At 60.0% G+C, this 15,575-nt stretch carries 13 protein-coding genes and 1 pseudogene; 1 reads left to right on the forward strand and 13 read right to left on the reverse strand.

Annotation, left to right across the window (positions count from 1 at the left end):
* Position 1: 1 nt before the first annotated feature.
* The 5 genes and pseudogenes from HBO05_RS12230 to HBO05_RS12250 all read right to left on the reverse strand — a co-directional run bounded on the left by HBO05_RS12230 (position 2) and on the right by HBO05_RS12250 (position 5,243).
* Entirely contained in the window at positions 2 to 1,189 is a 1,188-nt protein-coding gene (locus HBO05_RS12230) for a phosphotransferase (protein ID WP_082643858.1), read from the reverse strand.
* A complete protein-coding gene (locus HBO05_RS12235) occupies positions 1,186 to 2,223 on the reverse strand; it encodes an amidohydrolase family protein (protein WP_057005040.1) in 1,038 nt (345 codons plus the stop codon). Before HBO05_RS12235 ends, HBO05_RS12230 begins: the two co-directional genes overlap by 4 nt.
* A gap of 209 nt (positions 2,224 to 2,432) precedes the next feature.
* Entirely contained in the window at positions 2,433 to 3,794 is a 1,362-nt protein-coding gene (locus HBO05_RS12240; RefSeq protein WP_020300821.1) for a DUF1329 domain-containing protein, read from the reverse strand.
* Positions 3,795 to 3,821: 27 nt separating this feature from the next.
* Positions 3,822 to 4,277, reverse strand: a pseudogene (locus HBO05_RS12245) (DUF1302 family protein); the annotation flags it as partial.
* 54 nt (positions 4,278 to 4,331) lie between these two features.
* Positions 4,332 to 5,243 carry a LysR family transcriptional regulator gene (locus HBO05_RS12250; RefSeq protein WP_020300825.1) on the reverse strand — a complete coding sequence of 304 codons (912 nt, stop codon included), beginning with the start codon at positions 5,241 to 5,243 and terminating at the stop codon, positions 4,332 to 4,334.
* A 142-nt stretch (positions 5,244 to 5,385) separates the two neighbouring features.
* Here HBO05_RS12250 and HBO05_RS12255 point away from each other — a divergent pair, with 142 nt between their 5' ends.
* Positions 5,386 to 6,291, forward strand: a complete 906-nt coding sequence (locus HBO05_RS12255; RefSeq protein ID WP_020300826.1) for an AraC family transcriptional regulator — start codon at positions 5,386 to 5,388, stop codon at positions 6,289 to 6,291.
* A 39-nt stretch (positions 6,292 to 6,330) separates the two neighbouring features.
* Here the strand turns inward: HBO05_RS12255 and HBO05_RS12260 are convergent, their stop codons facing one another.
* The 8 genes from HBO05_RS12260 to HBO05_RS12295 all read right to left on the reverse strand — a co-directional run bounded on the left by HBO05_RS12260 (position 6,331) and on the right by HBO05_RS12295 (position 15,350).
* Complete coding sequence (locus HBO05_RS12260; RefSeq protein WP_020300827.1) at positions 6,331 to 7,257, reverse strand: zinc-binding dehydrogenase; 927 nt, start codon at positions 7,255 to 7,257, stop codon at positions 6,331 to 6,333.
* A 94-nt stretch (positions 7,258 to 7,351) separates the two neighbouring features.
* Complete coding sequence (locus tag HBO05_RS12265; protein ID WP_020300828.1) at positions 7,352 to 8,599, reverse strand: MFS transporter; 1,248 nt, start codon at positions 8,597 to 8,599, stop codon at positions 7,352 to 7,354.
* A gap of 11 nt (positions 8,600 to 8,610) precedes the next feature.
* Positions 8,611 to 9,432 carry an SDR family NAD(P)-dependent oxidoreductase gene (locus HBO05_RS12270; RefSeq protein ID WP_020300829.1) on the reverse strand — a complete coding sequence of 274 codons (822 nt, stop codon included), beginning with the start codon at positions 9,430 to 9,432 and terminating at the stop codon, positions 8,611 to 8,613.
* A 59-nt stretch (positions 9,433 to 9,491) separates the two neighbouring features.
* Entirely contained in the window at positions 9,492 to 10,856 is a 1,365-nt protein-coding gene (locus HBO05_RS12275; protein WP_057005037.1) for a phosphotransferase family protein, read from the reverse strand.
* A 38-nt stretch (positions 10,857 to 10,894) separates the two neighbouring features.
* Positions 10,895 to 11,344, reverse strand: a complete 450-nt coding sequence (locus HBO05_RS12280; protein WP_020300831.1) for a nuclear transport factor 2 family protein — start codon at positions 11,342 to 11,344, stop codon at positions 10,895 to 10,897.
* A 33-nt stretch (positions 11,345 to 11,377) separates the two neighbouring features.
* The gene (locus tag HBO05_RS12285) at positions 11,378 to 12,196 is read right to left on the reverse strand and encodes an SDR family oxidoreductase (RefSeq protein ID WP_172312778.1); all 819 of its coding nucleotides are present in this window, start codon (positions 12,194 to 12,196) and stop codon (positions 11,378 to 11,380) included.
* A gap of 64 nt (positions 12,197 to 12,260) precedes the next feature.
* Positions 12,261 to 13,613, reverse strand: a complete 1,353-nt coding sequence (locus tag HBO05_RS12290; RefSeq protein WP_057005036.1) for a DUF1329 domain-containing protein — start codon at positions 13,611 to 13,613, stop codon at positions 12,261 to 12,263.
* Between the two features lie 66 nt (positions 13,614 to 13,679).
* The gene (locus HBO05_RS12295; protein WP_090234955.1) at positions 13,680 to 15,350 is read right to left on the reverse strand and encodes a DUF1302 family protein; all 1,671 of its coding nucleotides are present in this window, start codon (positions 15,348 to 15,350) and stop codon (positions 13,680 to 13,682) included.
* Between the last annotated feature and the right edge of the window lie 225 nt (positions 15,351 to 15,575).

Raw genomic sequence — 15,575 nt, forward strand, 5'->3', positions numbered from 1 at the left:
CTCAATCCTCCAGTAGATGTTGATAGGCCTGCGTTAACGGACGCGCGCCCTGCCCCAGTGTCGGCGTACGGCGAGGCTTACGCCCATGTGTGAGCAAACGCACGGTATCAAAATCTTCTGCAGCGGCGAAGAAACGTTCCACCATCGGCAAACCGTCCTGCCCCCAGTCATCCATATTCGACATCCAGGTCTGCATCCCCCAAACCGGCCAACGGCGAAACTGTTCCCAGGCAGCGTCCTGGTCAAGCACGCCTTCGGCACCGAGGCTGATCAGTTTTTCGCGGTACACCCGCAGCAGGCGTTGCGCATCGGCGCGCCGTTCCTCGACGGTTAAGGCCCCCAGCATAAAATAGGCGATATCGCGCCATGGCCGGCCACGCCTCGACAGTTGCCAATCCAGCCAGATACGTTGGCCGTCGCTGCGTAAAAAACTGTTGCCCTGATGCGAATCACCATGGATCAGGCAGCTGGGTGACGACTGTTCGCGCTCGAAAGCTGCCAATTCATCAAACGCATGGCTGAACAACTCCGGTGTCTCATACATCCATTTCGGCAACAGGCGTTGGTACTCCGGTTTGCGCAGATTGACCTTGATGTAGTTGTACATACGCAGCAGGCCGTCGCAGTCCACCGGGTTGGCCATCGACACCGGCAGCCAGCCCTGGCCCCGTAGCTGCGGACTGTTCCAGGTGGCAGCATGCAACGTCGCCAGTGACTCCAGCCCCCGAGCGACGCCATCCACGCCCAGGTGATCGGTGCTATGGCCAAATTTCCCGGCGGCCAGACCAAGGTCTTCCATCATCACCACGCCTCGACCGCCGCCATCGGCGTCCCAGTCGGTGAGATAGGTGTCTGGCAGTGGCGCATCGGACCAGCCGTGCGCCAAATGATAAAAGCGCGCTTCCAGCTCACAGATATCGCCGCTCTCGAAACCCTCGGACCAATTCGACTTCAGGCACACGTGCGCAGGAATACCCGCGTGCTGACCGACCTCATTCAACTCAAGCCTGACGCGGAATTTGGTGGTGTGACCGTTTCGAACTTCCACTGCCGTTAACGCCAGCACCTCGACGCCCGGATAACGCGGCTGCAATAGCTGAGTTAGCCAGGCTGCGGTAATTTCGCTCAGGTGCCGTGGCAACCGTCCGCTGCGCTGCGGGTAGGGCCGCCCCAGCGAGCTATCCGTCACGGCGTCAGCACCCGACCAGCGTTGGCCGGCACCTTCAGCTTGAGCAGTTCGATCGCGTTACCGCTGCGAATCCGCTCGCGCTCTTCAGCGGACAAGCCGATGCCTTCGGTCAGATCGCCATGGTCGTAGGCCCCGCCAAAGTTAGTGCCGTACAACAGGCGCTCCGCCCCCACCACCTCGGCAACGCCACGACGCAAGCCCGGCGCATGAACGTCAAGGTCGAAGTAAAAGTTCTGCAGGTAATCCATCAACGGACGCTGATTGCGCGAGTCCGGTGCCATGGCCCGGTTCAGTTCGCTCAGGCGCCCCAACTGGAAAACCGCCATGCCACCGGCATGGGTGATGTAGGTTTTCAAGGTCGGGAAAACATCCAGCGCGCCACCGCAGATCAGGTACCAGAAGAACAGTGTTTCATCGACGCAGTCACCGACGATGGAGGTGGTTTCAAACTTGTCGTCCGTGTGTTTTTCGCCCCAGTAAATCGACTGATTGAAGCCATGCACCATGATCGGTACATCCAGCTGGGTGAGTTTTTCCCAGACGGGGAACAGGCGTTCGTCGTGAGCCTCCAGGCCATTGAAGTTGGCCCCGCCGACGCACACACCCTTGGCGCCCAACTGAGTCACTGCGCGTTCAATTTCCTTGGCCGCATTCAGCGGATCCGCGAGGTTGGCGTGGCACCAGAAATCGAAGTGGTCGGGATCAGCCCGACAAAATGCCGACAACTCGTCATTGCAGATGCGCGCGTATTCGTTAGCGAAATCTCCCGCCCAATACATAAAGCAATGAGACGGCGTGGACATCACCAGTTTGTCGACACCCCGCTCGGCCATCAGCTGGCGACGGCTGGCGTGGCTCATGCGCGCGAGGATATTGGCCTGCGCTTCGGCATCCGTCGCGGCTTTGACCGGTTGCTTGGTGCCGAGGGAAAAATGCCCCACGGTCAGCCCCTGCACTTTCATGAATGGCCCCCAGAACTCATGACGGTTCAGCATGCCCTCAGTCAGCAAGTGGGCGTGGACATCAATCAGCATGGCGTTCTCCTTGTTGTAATTAGCCAGCAGACCGAACGACCCGCTCGCAGGGCATCCGGATCAATTTAAGGGATAACTGCACCCTCAATAATATAAACACATTTCTAATATGTGTTCATTTAAATATGAGTCGCAGGGCTACCTTTTATAAAATCCGCACAAAAAAAAGCGGCCCTCTCAGGCCGCAAATGCGTGTTCAACCGATGAAATCAGCGTTGGGTCTCCTGAGAAACAATCGACTCAGGCTTCATGTCACGCTCCGATAACGGCGTGTCGTGCACCCGATATCCGCCCTTGAGGCCATCGTTGAGCAAAGACCACATGCCTTTGTTGAAGTCATAGCTGACGTTTTTTACCGTGTACGGCAGGTTTTTGTCGTACAGCTGCACGCCACTCTGGAACAGCGCGCGATACAGCACCCCGCCCTGGTCCCAGGCGTCATACAGGCCGGCACCAAACGTGTCTTCGTCGAGGTAGTAGGTGCGCTTGCTGTAGACGTGGCGTTTGCCCGGTTTCAGAGTCGCTTCCACCACCCACACCCGGTGCAGTTCCCAGCGCTCGCAAGCCGGGTTGGCATGATGCGGCTTGAACTGTTCTTCCTGGCCGCAACTGAAGTAGAACTTGTAGGCGTTGTACGGGATATACATCTCCTTGCGGCCCACCAGTTTGTAGTCGAAACGGTCCTGGCTACCGGAGAACATCTGCAATTCGTCGAACAGGTTCACACCGCCCTGGTTGGGCACCGGCGTGTCGTAGGCGAACTCCGGCGCCAACTTGATGCGGCGCATGCCTGGGGTGTAGCTCCAGGCACGCCGTGGCTGGCTTTGCGGGTCGAGGTAGTCAGCGAGGATGATCAGTTGCCCGGCGCTGCGGGCCGGATAACTGTCCAGTGCCCAGGCGCGGTAGTACAACTGCGGATCGCGATCGGTCTGTTGAGTCTGGTAGTACGGCGCCTCCTCCATGGTCGCGGACTCGGCGGTCTTGGTCACCGAACCCTGAGAATCCACTACCCAACTGTTGGACGAAGCCGTGGTGGTGTAACCCGTTCCCTTGTAGCGCAGTTGTTGATTCCAGATGACTTCATTGCCGTTCTGCGGAAGCGGGAACGGCAGCCCGCCTCGGCATGCCGGATCGACTGCGAGGTTGTCCTTGGTCGTGCGGCAGTTACTGGCGTTGCGCACAGAGGCATCGAGCAACGCTTGCGGGTACGCCGCGGTCCGGTGGGTCGGGTAAATATCCAGGTAGTAGTCGGGAAATTTACTCAGCAGCATTTTTTGCCCGCCGCTCAAGCGGTCGGCGTATTGCTCCATGTTTTTCGAGTTGATCCGCAGCAGCGGTTTTTCATCCTCGAAGGGGTCGGCCCAGAAGCCGCTGTCGGGCTTGAAGCCTGGCGGGCTCTGCGTCAGGCCGCCGGTATAGGGAGGAATGCTGCCATCGGCATTGCCCGCGATAATTGCGCCGAACGGCGTCAGGGTTTTTCCGATCTGTGCAACCTGGTCGGCCGGTGCCGCAGCCAGGCTGGCGGTGGCGATGCTCAACAGCGCCACCGCCCATGCAAATTGTCCTTTCATAAACAGATACTCCGCTTCTTGGCTTTTTTAGATGGAGGTTTTGAAGGTGAAGGCCAGCCAGCCACGGTCGGTTCCGCCCACGGCGCCGTTGCCCCCGACGGTGTCCCCGGGAATGTTCTTCGTTTGAGCGTCTGTATCGGAATAACGCAAACCAAATTCATAACGCTGGGCATACGTCATCTGCACGCCGGCAGACCAGGTCAGCGCGCCTTCGTTACCACCGCCGGCACTGGCTGCGTTGCCCGACAGGCCATAATTGACGGTCAACGGTACGGTCATGTCCCAGGACGGGAGTACCGACAGGTATTGCGGTGTGTAATTGACGGCGATGGCCGCGTAATCCCGGGTCGAACAACCGTCGCGCTTGTCCCCTGAACCGGGTGTGCCGACGCGGGGGTCAACGCAGTTATTGTTGTTTTCACCCAGATAAAGCTCTTCGTGCTCGGTCACTTTGCGCAGGTGGCTGACCGAAACCTTCGACAGCCTGATGAACAACGGCACCTGGCCGCCTGACAACAACGTGCGCCAGTAGCGGGATCAAGAGGCGCAGGCCATGATCAGAAACTGTCGGAATGCCTGGGTCGGTGCCGACAAACAGTTATCCGGCAGCCAGATCAGCCCCAGTTCCATGGGTGGAATCACATCCACCAGCGGCCGGATTTCAATCTTCTTGCCTTCCAGAGACCAGGCCCGGTACAGCATGTCCGAGAGAATGGTCACACCGAAACCATGCCCCACCAGCCCGCGCAATGCCTCCATGGATGAGGTACGAAAAGCCACCTTGGGTGCCAGTCCGCGGGATTCCCAATAGCGCATGGTCGAGGTCTCCCCCTCATCGACCGTGGCCAGGATATAGGCATGCTCGGCGACGTCTTCGAGATTGATCGAGGTGGCAGACATCAATGGGTGCTGACTTGCCAGCCAGAGTTGGCGGCGCGAACGAATTAGCACATGGTGAGCGAAACCGTGCAAGTTCGGCGTATTGGAGACAATTGCCAGGCCCAAGTCGAGGTCGCCATTGCTCAGGGCCGCTTCAATGCTCTGGCGGTCCATGTCGATCAGGTCGATCTCTACCTGAGGGTAGCTACGTTTGAAGCGTGCCAGCAGCGCTGGCAGAAAGTAACCGAGCACCGTGTAGGAGGCACCCACACGCACGGTTCCTTGCATCGCATGGCCGAGAAACAGCGGTTCACTGAGAGCGTCCTGCAGCGTGTCGAGAATGTGCCGCGCATGCTGGGAAAACTTGTTGCCTTCAGCGGTCAGCGCCACGCCATGGGGCAAGCGGTCGAACAAGCTGACGCCCAAGGACTGTTCCAGATGCAACACCGCCGCAGTAATCGCCGACTGCGATACATGCGCCTTCAGCGCCGCCTGGGAAAACTGGCCGGCGTCGGCGGCGGCAACGAAATAGCGCAGTTGGCGCATGGAAATATCTTTGCCTTTCGTCATCTGATTTTCTGATACCTGCCGCCTGAATATATGAAACAGCTCGGTCCACGGGCTGGTTACACTCGAGACCGGGTAGCTGCCCTGACGTATCGTTATCCTTCGAATTTCAGCGCCAATAATAAAAATGGCTGAAGGTTGAAAAATGAACGCGATCCACTACAGCGAGTACGACTGTGAAGCGTCAGGTAATTTCCTGACCGAAGCTTCATTGGCCAGGCAAGGCTTCGACATCCGGGTTGAACACGCGCAATGGTCCAACACTGGCACTGCCTTGATAGAAACCGGCGACAGTTGCCTGTTGCGCTTGATGCTGCCGGCCAGCTCGCAGATCAAGCCTAACTGCGGCGGTTTTTCCAGCCACGGTGCGCCTCAATTCCAACCCCTGGGCAAGCTGTTGTTCATTCCCCATGGCACCGAGTTCCACCTGCGTCACGATGCCGGAGAGCAAAAGGCCCTTGTGTGTCTATTCGACCCCTCCTCACTCGGCGTCCTGGGCAGCTATCGCTGGAACTGGCAGGACAACGTCAGCGCAGCCATGCTCAACCTGCAAAGCGGCTACTTGCACGCCTCGTTGCAACGGCTGGCCGAAGAAGTCGCCAACCCCGGCTTCGCCAGCGAGCTGCACACCGAGTGCCTGCTCACCAGCATTGCCCTGGACCTGCGCCGCGAATTTATCGACGCGCCCGACGATGCCACTTGTTCCTCACACTGCGCTGAAAAACTCAGCCATCGTCAACTCAACATCCTGCGTGAATTGCTCGACAGCGCCAGTGACGAAGGCCGCTCACTGGGCCACTTGGCGCGGGCCTGCGAACTGCCGTTGCGGACCCTGTCCAGTCGCTGCAAAAACACCACCGGCATGACCTTGCGCCAGTACGCCGCGCAAACCCGTTTGCAAAAAGCCGTGGCGCTGTTGGCTGACCCACGGTTGCTGATCAAACAAGTGGCCTATCAGGCCGGCTTCAACAACGCCGCCGCTTTCAGCGCGGCCTTCCGTAAAGAGCTCGGTGTCACACCCGAGGAATTTCGCCACCAGCGCCAGCGCTGAAAGGCACCCGGACAAGGGCGCCTTCCAGCAATACGGGCTTTAACGACGAATCGTGGCGGTGATTTTGGCGTGTGGCCCATTGACCTGCGCGGCCCAGGCTTCAGCCGCCTGATCGAGGGTAAAATCCAGGTAATCCACCTGAATCTGCTGCTCTTTGGCGATCTTCAGCAGACGCAGCCAGATCTGTTCACGGTCTGCGGGCGGGCGCTGGCCAGTGCCGATGCACGACAGATTGCGAAACAACAGATCGGCAATATCCAGATTGAGCTGGCGGCCGGCTCCCGTGCCAATGGTCATGATCCGTGCGCCCCAGTTGGTGGCCTTCAGCGACGTCAACATCGGTTGACCGCACACGAGGTCGAGCACCACATCAAATCCGCCATCGGCCGCATCCTTGAGCGCCGCGACGTCATCGCTGCCACCCAGGGTCACCACTTCATCGGCAAGGCCTCGCGACTTCAACCGCCCCAGTGCTTCAGCGGACCGGGCAGCACCGACCACTTTGCCTGCACCCAGACCGCGCGCCAGTTGCAGGGCGATCTGGCCGAGCGTGCCGGTGGCGCCCAGGATCAGCACCTTCTCACCCTTCTGAATCGCGGCTTTTTCCAGGGGCACGATGGCGCCGGTCGCAGCGATGCCCATGCTGATCGCGGTTTTATCGTCCACGTCGTCCGGCACATTCCATACTTCGGCTTGCGGCACCAGGGTGCGCTCTGCCCAGGCACCAAACGGCAACACCGAGCGCTCGCCGAAATACACCCGGCGGCCATCCGGCGCACGGCCAACGCCTTCTCCGCGAATGACACAGGGATATTCAACACCCAGACGGTAGGCGCCGAGTACATCCCAGCCACCAAGGCCAGCGGTATCGACATCGATCAGCACCGAGCCGTCTAGCGGCTGCGGATCACGAAACTCGCCCACTACCGGCGGCGCATTGCGCTCGGAAATGATTGCTGCACGCATGGCATTCTCCTTGTCTGTTTTATTGTCAGGCTGCACTCGAGGCAATAATTGAACATTATTCTGTTATTTGTCTATATTTACTTCGGCAGCTTCTCTAACTGGCAACTAATGGCTCGGACTGATATCGCGGATACCCACCCAATGTCAGCAGCAGCAATGGGCCGACGACAAAGCAGATAAAACTGAACAGCAGCATGGCCGAGTAGCCACCGGTGAGCTTGAACAACCCGGCGAACAGTAACGGCGAGATCGCCGCACCTGCGGTAATCAAGCCCAGGTGCGCGCCAAACAAGCGGCCGTAGTCGCGCATGCCGAAGTAACGGGCGATCAGGAAAGCAGCGATATCGAACTCGGCACCGGCACCCACGCCGACCAGCAACGTGGCGAGGGTGTACATCGCAATACTGGAATCCCCATAGGCAAAAATGCCGCAGGCAAATGCCGGCATCAGCAGCGCGACAGAGGCAACACCGGGCGCCCACAACCGGTCAATCAGGTAGCCCACCAATAGTCGGCCAAGGATCAGCGACACGCCGAAGCTGGCGAAAATCTGACTGGCCTGCAGGGCGCTCAGGCCACGGTCCTGCAGCAACGGCACAATGTTGGTGACCATGCCCACCACGCACGACACCACCAACGTCATCGACAGGTTGCACACCCAGAAACGCCAGGAGCGCATCGCCTCGCGCAGCAGTAGACCGCCGGTTTGTTCGCTGGTGGCGGGGAGTTGCGTCGAGTTGTGGCTGACATTGGTGGTCGGCAACAACCAGCGTAAGGCCAAGGGCAACGCCAGCAGCACCGGCAATACACCCAGCGCGAGGAATCCCGCCTGCCAATTCCACCGGCTGATCGCCCAGGCGGTGATCAGCGGAAGCATGATGGCCGCCAGTCCGGAGCCACTGAGGATGATCGCCAGCGCCAGACCACGGTTTTCCTCGAACCACAAGTTCACCAGGTGCGACCAGGTCACCTGCAACGTACCCAGCCCGGCTAGCGGCACCAGGAAAAAGCCAAGGTAGAGGGTCCAGATCGAGCCATTGATACAGGTCAGGGTGAAGACACTCAGGGACAACGCGAGCAGCGACAGCAACGTGACCCGGCGCAAGCCGTAGCGCGAGTTGAGCCAGCCGGCCAATTGCGACGCGACGATGGTGCCCAGCGATAACGCGGTGATCGCCGCCTGCAACTCCGCCCTGCCCCAGCCCATGGCCTGTTCCAGCGGAATCACCATGGAGCTGAAGCTGTACAGCAGCAACGAACTGGAACTGGTGGCAACGCCCACCAGCGCCAGAATCAGCACCCGCCAGCCGCGTTTGAATTCTGCGTTATCAAAGCCTTTCATGGTGTGTGACCTCAGTCGTTGCCAATAAACACAGCCGCTTGCGCGCTCTTGCTCAGTACCTGGGCACGACGTGCCGGGCCAGGTGCGGTCTCGACCTGAACAAGGGTGTCTTCGGGGTGAATCAGCGTCGGGCCATTACCCAGTTGCTCAAGCGCCAGAAGCGCCAAGTCATCTGCTTTGGGCAAGGTCATGGTCAGGGCGTCGGCAATGTTCAGTTTGACCATGGCATCGCGCATGGTGGGTGTGTCGACAGTGCCGATGACCAAATTGAGCACGTCGACGCCACGGTCTTTCCACTCCGCCCATAACGATTCGCCGAGGTTCAGCGCAAACCCTTTGGTGGCGGTGTACATCGCCAGTTTGCGAATACCCCCCAATGCAGCCTGGGAACCCACCAACAGCAAGCCGCCCTGCCCGCGCTCCAGCATCGCGGCACCAAAGGCATGGCTGCATTGCATCACGGTCAAGCAATTGAGGCGCAGCAACGCGCCCCAGTCCTCGGTCGAGGTATCGAGGAAGCGCGTGATGTAGGGATCGCCACCCGCGTTGTAGATAAACAGACCAACTTGACGTTCACCGACAGCCGCGAGCAATCGCTCACAGGCATCGGGCTGAGAAAGGTCCTGGATTACCACCAGCACTTCGATGGCGTAACGTTGCTCCAATTCGCCTTTCAATTGCGCCAGGGCGTCGCCACGGCGCGCCACCAGGACGCAGTTGAGGCTACGCTCGGCGAGGGCACGGGCAAACGCCGCGCCCACACCATGGGAGGCACCGGCAATCACCGCCCACGGACCATACCGATGCAGGAAGGCATTATCAGGAACAGACATAAACACTCCGAATACGAAGGCCCGGCGACCAGCCACCGGGCGAGAAAGGTTTCACCCTGTCAGGCCACGGGTGGCAGGTCGATGTGGCGGGCGGAGGCGCCAATGGCGGTGCTGCCGTAGACCAGGACGCGCCGCTCGATGTGCGCCATGAACAGGCGCAGCAAAGGCCCGTCGTATTCAGGCCCGGCGCTTTTGACAAAGGCTTCCAGCGCTGCATCAATCTCGCTGTAGTCACTGAAGGTGCGGTCCAGCAGGACTTGCGCCTCCTGTTGTTCCAGCTCGCGCAAGTGCAATTCCATGGCATCGCCACGGCCCAGGTACTCCACCAGTTTGCTCACGGCGCGCAGCTTGGTTTTCTGGAAGTCACTGCCGACTTCCACCTGCGCCAGGGCATCGGCGAGCATGGTCAGCAACTGGGCATTCGGGCCGCTGCTGACCATGTCCAGTTTCGGCGTTTGCAGAGGCACACCCATGGCTTCGGCCAGCGCATGCACCACCACCCGGCGCAGGGCGATGTCAAACTCGGTGTAGGTGTCATGTGGGTCGCCCGGTTGTGGCGTGGCCACCGACGCCGAGAACTGCATCGTGCTGACGGTGGCAAACAGTGCCGTGTGGTAACGCACCACATCGGGCTCCGCCGGTTCGCCGGTTACTTGCTGGTAGTAGCGATACAGGGCGGCGAAGCTGTCCCCGAGCGGCTCGTAATTGTCACGCATGCGCGCCGACGCCAGGTCGGCCAAGGGATCGCCGATCATGGCAAATTCGAAATCGTAGAGACCCTGTACCTGTCCGCTCTCGAACAGATATTGCCCTGAATCGTACTGCACGAAAGCAGGCCGGATACGGTGCTGCGGCACATTGCGGCGCAACCAGCCGAGGGCGAATTCAACCAGCGGCTGAGGCCTGGTTTTATTGCGTGCATACAGCGGGTAGTAAGCTTCCAGACCTGCGAGGGTAATGTCCTCGGCACTGGTCGGCAGGTGAATGCCCTGCTCAATGAAGGGTTGCAACGGCAATTGGTGCATGCGCGCCATGGCGTCGACCCACTGGCGTGCGACAGCATGGCGCTCGGCATCACTGATCGCCGTGCTGATATCACGACTGCCCGGCACTAACTCCATCACGATGGCTTGCGGGTCTTCGCAGAAGCCGTAGATACGCGGCACCGGCACACCTTGCTGGCCGAGCAAGGTGAGAATATCCGCCTCCCGGCGCAGATCCGGGAATGGGCTGACATCACCACCTCGCTCGCCACGAATATGCAATTGAAGGGTTTCGCCATCGCGTTGCAGTTCAAGGTTCCACGCCGGACGCCAGCGCAGCAGGCGTTGCATGGCCGTGATGTTTCCGCCCAGCAGCCCTTCGACAAAGGTGCGCAGCTTTTCTTCGACCGAATCAACAGTCGTATTTATTGTTGTTGGCATACGGGGTCTTCCTCAGGCGCTGATGTCCAGCGCCGCTCTCAATGGGTGCTGGTGCTACCAGCGTTCGGCCCGCCTACCTGCTCCAGCGGCACGCCCTTTTTCTTCGCCAGGTCGGCGGTGTCCAGGTACTCGCGCCAGGCACAGATCAGTCCGTGTTCGTCCAGCTCATACACCGCCACCATCGAGTGCGGCATGGGGACGCCGTTGCTGACGCAGTAATCGTCGCGTTCGGTCATCACCACGCGCTCCGAAGAGACGATGTGGCGCGTGGTGCAACGGTTATGCGTGACATAACTCATCTGTCGCTCTATCTCCCGGCGTAACGCATCGCGCCCCCGGATCACGGGACCACCGGGCACCCACAGTTGCCAGACGGCGTCGTCGGCGAAGGTGGCCATGATGCGTTCGATATCGGGGCGGCTGCCGTCGCTGCCATCGCCCCAGGCGGCCAGCATGTCGAGGATGAAGCGTTCCTGTTCGAGTGCCATGAAACGGGCTCCAGTGCAGTGAATGGATCGGGATCAGACCGAGGTTTGAGGCAGCAGGAAGTTGCGCACCACCGGCACCATCGGTGTGCCGCAACTCATACCGCCGTCCACGCGCATCAGCGTCCCGTTGACATAGGCGGCGTCGTCGCTGGCGAGGAAAGCGGCCATGGCGGCGATGTCTTCCGGCTCGCCCAGTTGCGGTACGTTTTGCAGGTCGAGAAAGGCCGACTTCATCGCCTCGTTGGCCCAACTTTCCATGGCTGGCGTGCGAATCACTCCCGGCAGGATGCCGTTGCAACGAATGCCGCGTTTGCCAAAGGTGGCGGCAATGCTTTGCACGTACCAGTTGAGCGCGGCCTTGGAGGCGCCGTAGCTGAACTGAGAAATTTCGCCGGCAATCGAGCTGGTGGACGAGGTGAACAGAATCGAACCGCTGCTCTGGGCGAGCATGTGCGGCAAGGCGTATTTGCACGCCAACACGCCACCCAACACGTTGACCCGCATGCAGTTGTGGAACAGCTCGGTGTTGAAGTTGATGAAGTCGATATCGCGGGTGGTGGCCGGGTTTCTGTACACGGCGTTATTGAACAACACGTCGATACGACCGAAGGTCTCGACAGTCTGCTCGACCATCTCCCGCAAGGCGCCTTCCTCACCAACATCCACTTGCATGGCCATTGCCTTGGCACCTATTTCAGCTGCCACGGCCTGCGCCGATTCGGCGAAAAGGTCGGTGACCACTACCGTGGCGCCCTCCCGGGCAAAACGCAGTGCCGAGGCGCGGCCGATGCCACTGCCGGCGCCTGTGATGACGCAGACCTTGCCGTCTAAACGTTGCACAATCTCGCTCATAAAAGGGTCTCGGGACGGATAAAAAAATCGGCGCCTGTGACAAGCGCCGAAAAGGAGCATGAGGTCAGCGGGTCTGGCCACCGGCAATGGTCTGCGGATTGGCTTCACGCTCGGCGACCGGTTCCTGGCGGTAGCGCGTCGGGCCGTTGCCGAACATGCCGTACTGGTCACGGGTGAAGTCGTACAACGAGTAGGAATCCTGTTGCGGGTTATTGGGAATGCCATACGCCTCGATGTTGTATTGCGAGCCGGTACGGAACAGCGCGCCGCTGTCGTCCCAGGCGTCGTAGACCGCAGCACCAAAGGTGTCCTCGTCGATGTAGTAGCGGCGTTTTTTCTGCGCGTGGCGGACGCCGTCCTTGCGGGTCGCTTCCACCACCCAGACACGGTGCAGTTCCCAGCGTTCACACGCGGGATTGATGTGTTTGGGCATGAGTTTCTTGTCCATGTCGCAACCCCATTTCAGCGTGTAGTTGCTGTAGGGGATGAACATTTCCTTTTTACCCACCAGCTTCCAGTCGAAACGGTCCATCTTTCCGGAGAACAGGAAGATTTCGTCGTAGAACGCCACCCCGCCGAACGCCGAGTTGGGGGTGTCGTAGTTGAATTCCGGAGCCTTGCGCACGCGGCGCTGGCCGGTGCTGTAGCTCCAGGCGTAGCGGGAGTCGGCGACCGGGTCGAGATAATCCCAATACCCGGATGCCTGGCCGGCCGTACGGGCCGGCGCGACGATGCGCGACCAGATACGCTGGGCGATTTTCGGATCACGCCCGGGAACATCCATCTGGTAGAAGGGTTTTTCGCCGGTGGACCGATTGGTGTTGGTTAGCGTCGCGTGGCCTTCATTAACCACGTAGGCACTGTGGTTCCAGTCCCAGCCATTCACGCCCTGATAGTTGAGGATGTAGTTCCACATCAATTCCCGGCCATCTCGCGGCAGCGGGAATGGCAGGCCGCCCCGGCACCCTTCGCTGATCGACAGCCCGTCGTTCTCGGTTTTGCAGTCCTTGCGGCTGGCGTTGCGCTGGGTGGCTGCCAGGAAATTCGCCGGAAAGGTTGCCGTCCTGTGGGTGGGGTACACCTCAAGATAATAAGTGTCGGGGTTCTGCTTGAGCAGTTGCAGCTGCCCGGCCGCCAATTGGTCGGCGTACTGGTCGGCGTTAGCCGCCGTAATGCGCAAGCGGGGTTTTTCATTGGCAAACGGGTTGGGCCAGTTGCCGTCGCCGGGCACCAGCCCTGCGGGCACTTTCAGGCCACCGTCGTAGGGCGGAATAGTGCCTGCCGCGTTACCCGCCACAATCGCGCCAAAGCTCGTGAGCTTACCGCCCAGGTCGGCGGTGGTAGCGCCCTCATCGGCCACAGCCGCCCCCGCCAAAGCAATGGCCACAAGGCCCATCGCATATGCATTAACCGTCATAACGTTCTCCATTCAGATGGGTGATCGCCGAGTCCGGTGATCACTGCATTGCAGTTCAGGCGCGGCTCAGAACGCAGTGCTGAGGGTCAGCGAGACCCAGTTGCGGTCGGTCAGGCCGACGTCGCCGGTGCCCCCGACGACGGTTTTTCCGACGCCGGCAACGTCTGCATATTTGCGTTCGCTGCCGTAGCCGATGTACGACAGAGTCACGTCGACGCGCTCGTCGTAGGTGCCCTTCACACCTGCTTTCCAGGTGTATTTGCCTTCGTTGCCACCGCCCGTGGCGGCATTGCCGTTGACGCCGTAATCCACACTCATGGGCGTGGAAATATTCCAGCCAGGGAACACCCCAAGCCATTGCGGCGCAAAGCTAACGGCCAGGCCGACATAGTTCTTGGTAGCGCAGCCGTAATGCTTGTCCTGCCCCGCCGGGCAGCCGCCATAGCCTTCTCCTTTGAACAGTTCCTCGTGCTTGGTCACCCGTTGCACATGACTGAACGCCATTTCGGTGATCAGGCTGCCGGTGTCGAAGTAATCGGTGCGCGGCAGCAACCACAGGCCGTTGACCACCATGTGCCACGTGTCACCGCGAGCGCCCTGATTGTCGGCAGTGCTGATGTTGCTGGAGACCAGCGAGGTGTTCTGGCGATACGACAGGTCGACGCCGAGGGAACCTCCGCCCAATACCGGACCTGCGGAGTAACCCAGGCCATAGAGCTTGACGTTCTCGGCGTACACGTAACGGGCGAAGGTCGGCGCTACTTGCAGGCCCCACGGGTTGTAGTCATCGAACTCGCGATAGAACGCGCTGACCTCCGAATGCAGGAAGTCGAAGCTGTAGGTGCCCATCACGCCCCAGTTGCCCCTGTCCTTGGGTTTGACCGGATCAATCAACGGCCGCGAAACACCGCTGAACAATGGCAAACGGTCCGGCCCTTCCAGGGCGACGTCGGCGGAGGCCAGATAGGTACCGCCTTCAGGCGCGCGCGTGGTGTCCCATTCGAAGAAGTATTGCGCTGCCAGCGACAACTTGTCGGTGACCTGAGCCTGGGTTGAAATCTGCGTCAGCGGCAGGAAGATTTCACGGGTCTCGGTACCAGGGTTGCTCACCGCCTTGCGCCCATCCAACGGTGCTTGCGAGTAGGACACCGCATGCCCGGCAATCAGCAGGCCGTTGCCCCAGTACACGGTATGCCGGCCGGCACGCACGCTGACCGGAATCTCACCCAGGTCGAAGCGGGTAAACGCAAAGGCGTCCAGCAACTCGCCGCTAGGGCCACGGTGATAGCGTTTGGTGAAGCTGGAGTATTTACCGTTGTTGTAGCTCGGCGTGCTGGTACCGGGGAACGCACCTGGGTAGTAAACATTGCCGGGGCTGGTTTCGACATCAGTGTTTTCATATGCCTGGTCGTACCAGCCAGCGCCGCTGATGCGAAAGCCGTTGTACTGCTTGTACGCGACCTCCATTTCGCTCATCAAATCGACACGATTGGTCACCACATCGCCCCGATCAAACTTGGCGTCGGACTCGTCGTAGCTGGCGTTATTGGCCAACGCGGAGTCGCGCCCCTCGGCCCGTATGCCCAGGTTGTAACGTACGGTGTTGTCCCAGCGCGCGGTCCAGTCCGGATTGCCGGTATCAAACTCGGCGGCCTGCACAGCGCCAACAGTCAAGGCACACCCGGTCACGCTGAACCAGACAGCCAGGCTTAACGGCTTTAGCTTTGCGTCGATCATCAACACTCCCATTACTTTTTATTGTTGTTGGCAGCCGAAGCGTTGGGCCGTCTGGACCGCGCCAATGAGCGCTCGTCTGTGGGCTTTCGGTATGGACTGAAGTAGACGGGACGGGGAGGTTCGAGACAACGATTGGGAGTATTGCTGAAATGCATTTTGGTATTGGTCAAATACTCCCGACCTATACTCAAAGGTCCTGGATCGTACTTTTTGAGTACAGGAGGT

Origin of the sequence: Pseudomonas sp. WS 5079 (genome assembly GCF_012985465.1) — a bacterium.
In the GTDB taxonomy this organism is placed as follows: domain Bacteria; phylum Pseudomonadota; class Gammaproteobacteria; order Pseudomonadales; family Pseudomonadaceae; genus Aquipseudomonas.

What these genes read in the sequence shown, in the direction of transcription:
- HBO05_RS12290 (WP_057005036.1), bottom strand. Translation starts at nt 13,613, where the DNA reads ATGACGGTTAATGCATATGCGATGGGCCTTGTGGCCATTGCTTTGGCG.
- HBO05_RS12270 (WP_020300829.1), bottom strand. Translation starts at nt 9,432, where the DNA reads ATGTCTGTTCCTGATAATGCCTTCCTGCATCGGTATGGTCCGTGGGCG.
- HBO05_RS12295 (WP_090234955.1), bottom strand. Translation starts at nt 15,350, where the DNA reads ATGATCGACGCAAAGCTAAAGCCGTTAAGCCTGGCTGTCTGGTTCAGC.
- HBO05_RS12275 (WP_057005037.1), bottom strand. Translation starts at nt 10,856, where the DNA reads ATGCCAACAACAATAAATACGACTGTTGATTCGGTCGAAGAAAAGCTG.
- HBO05_RS12280 (WP_020300831.1), bottom strand. Translation starts at nt 11,344, where the DNA reads ATGGCACTCGAACAGGAACGCTTCATCCTCGACATGCTGGCCGCCTGG.
- HBO05_RS12235 (WP_057005040.1), bottom strand. Translation starts at nt 2,223, where the DNA reads ATGCTGATTGATGTCCACGCCCACTTGCTGACTGAGGGCATGCTGAAC.
- HBO05_RS12265 (WP_020300828.1), bottom strand. Translation starts at nt 8,599, where the DNA reads ATGAAAGGCTTTGATAACGCAGAATTCAAACGCGGCTGGCGGGTGCTG.
- HBO05_RS12250 (WP_020300825.1), bottom strand. Translation starts at nt 5,243, where the DNA reads ATGACGAAAGGCAAAGATATTTCCATGCGCCAACTGCGCTATTTCGTT.
- HBO05_RS12285 (WP_172312778.1), bottom strand. Translation starts at nt 12,196, where the DNA reads ATGAGCGAGATTGTGCAACGTTTAGACGGCAAGGTCTGCGTCATCACA.
- HBO05_RS12260 (WP_020300827.1), bottom strand. Translation starts at nt 7,257, where the DNA reads ATGCGTGCAGCAATCATTTCCGAGCGCAATGCGCCGCCGGTAGTGGGC.
- HBO05_RS12240 (WP_020300821.1), bottom strand. Translation starts at nt 3,794, where the DNA reads ATGAAAGGACAATTTGCATGGGCGGTGGCGCTGTTGAGCATCGCCACC.
- HBO05_RS12255 (WP_020300826.1), top strand. Translation starts at nt 5,386, where the DNA reads ATGAACGCGATCCACTACAGCGAGTACGACTGTGAAGCGTCAGGTAAT.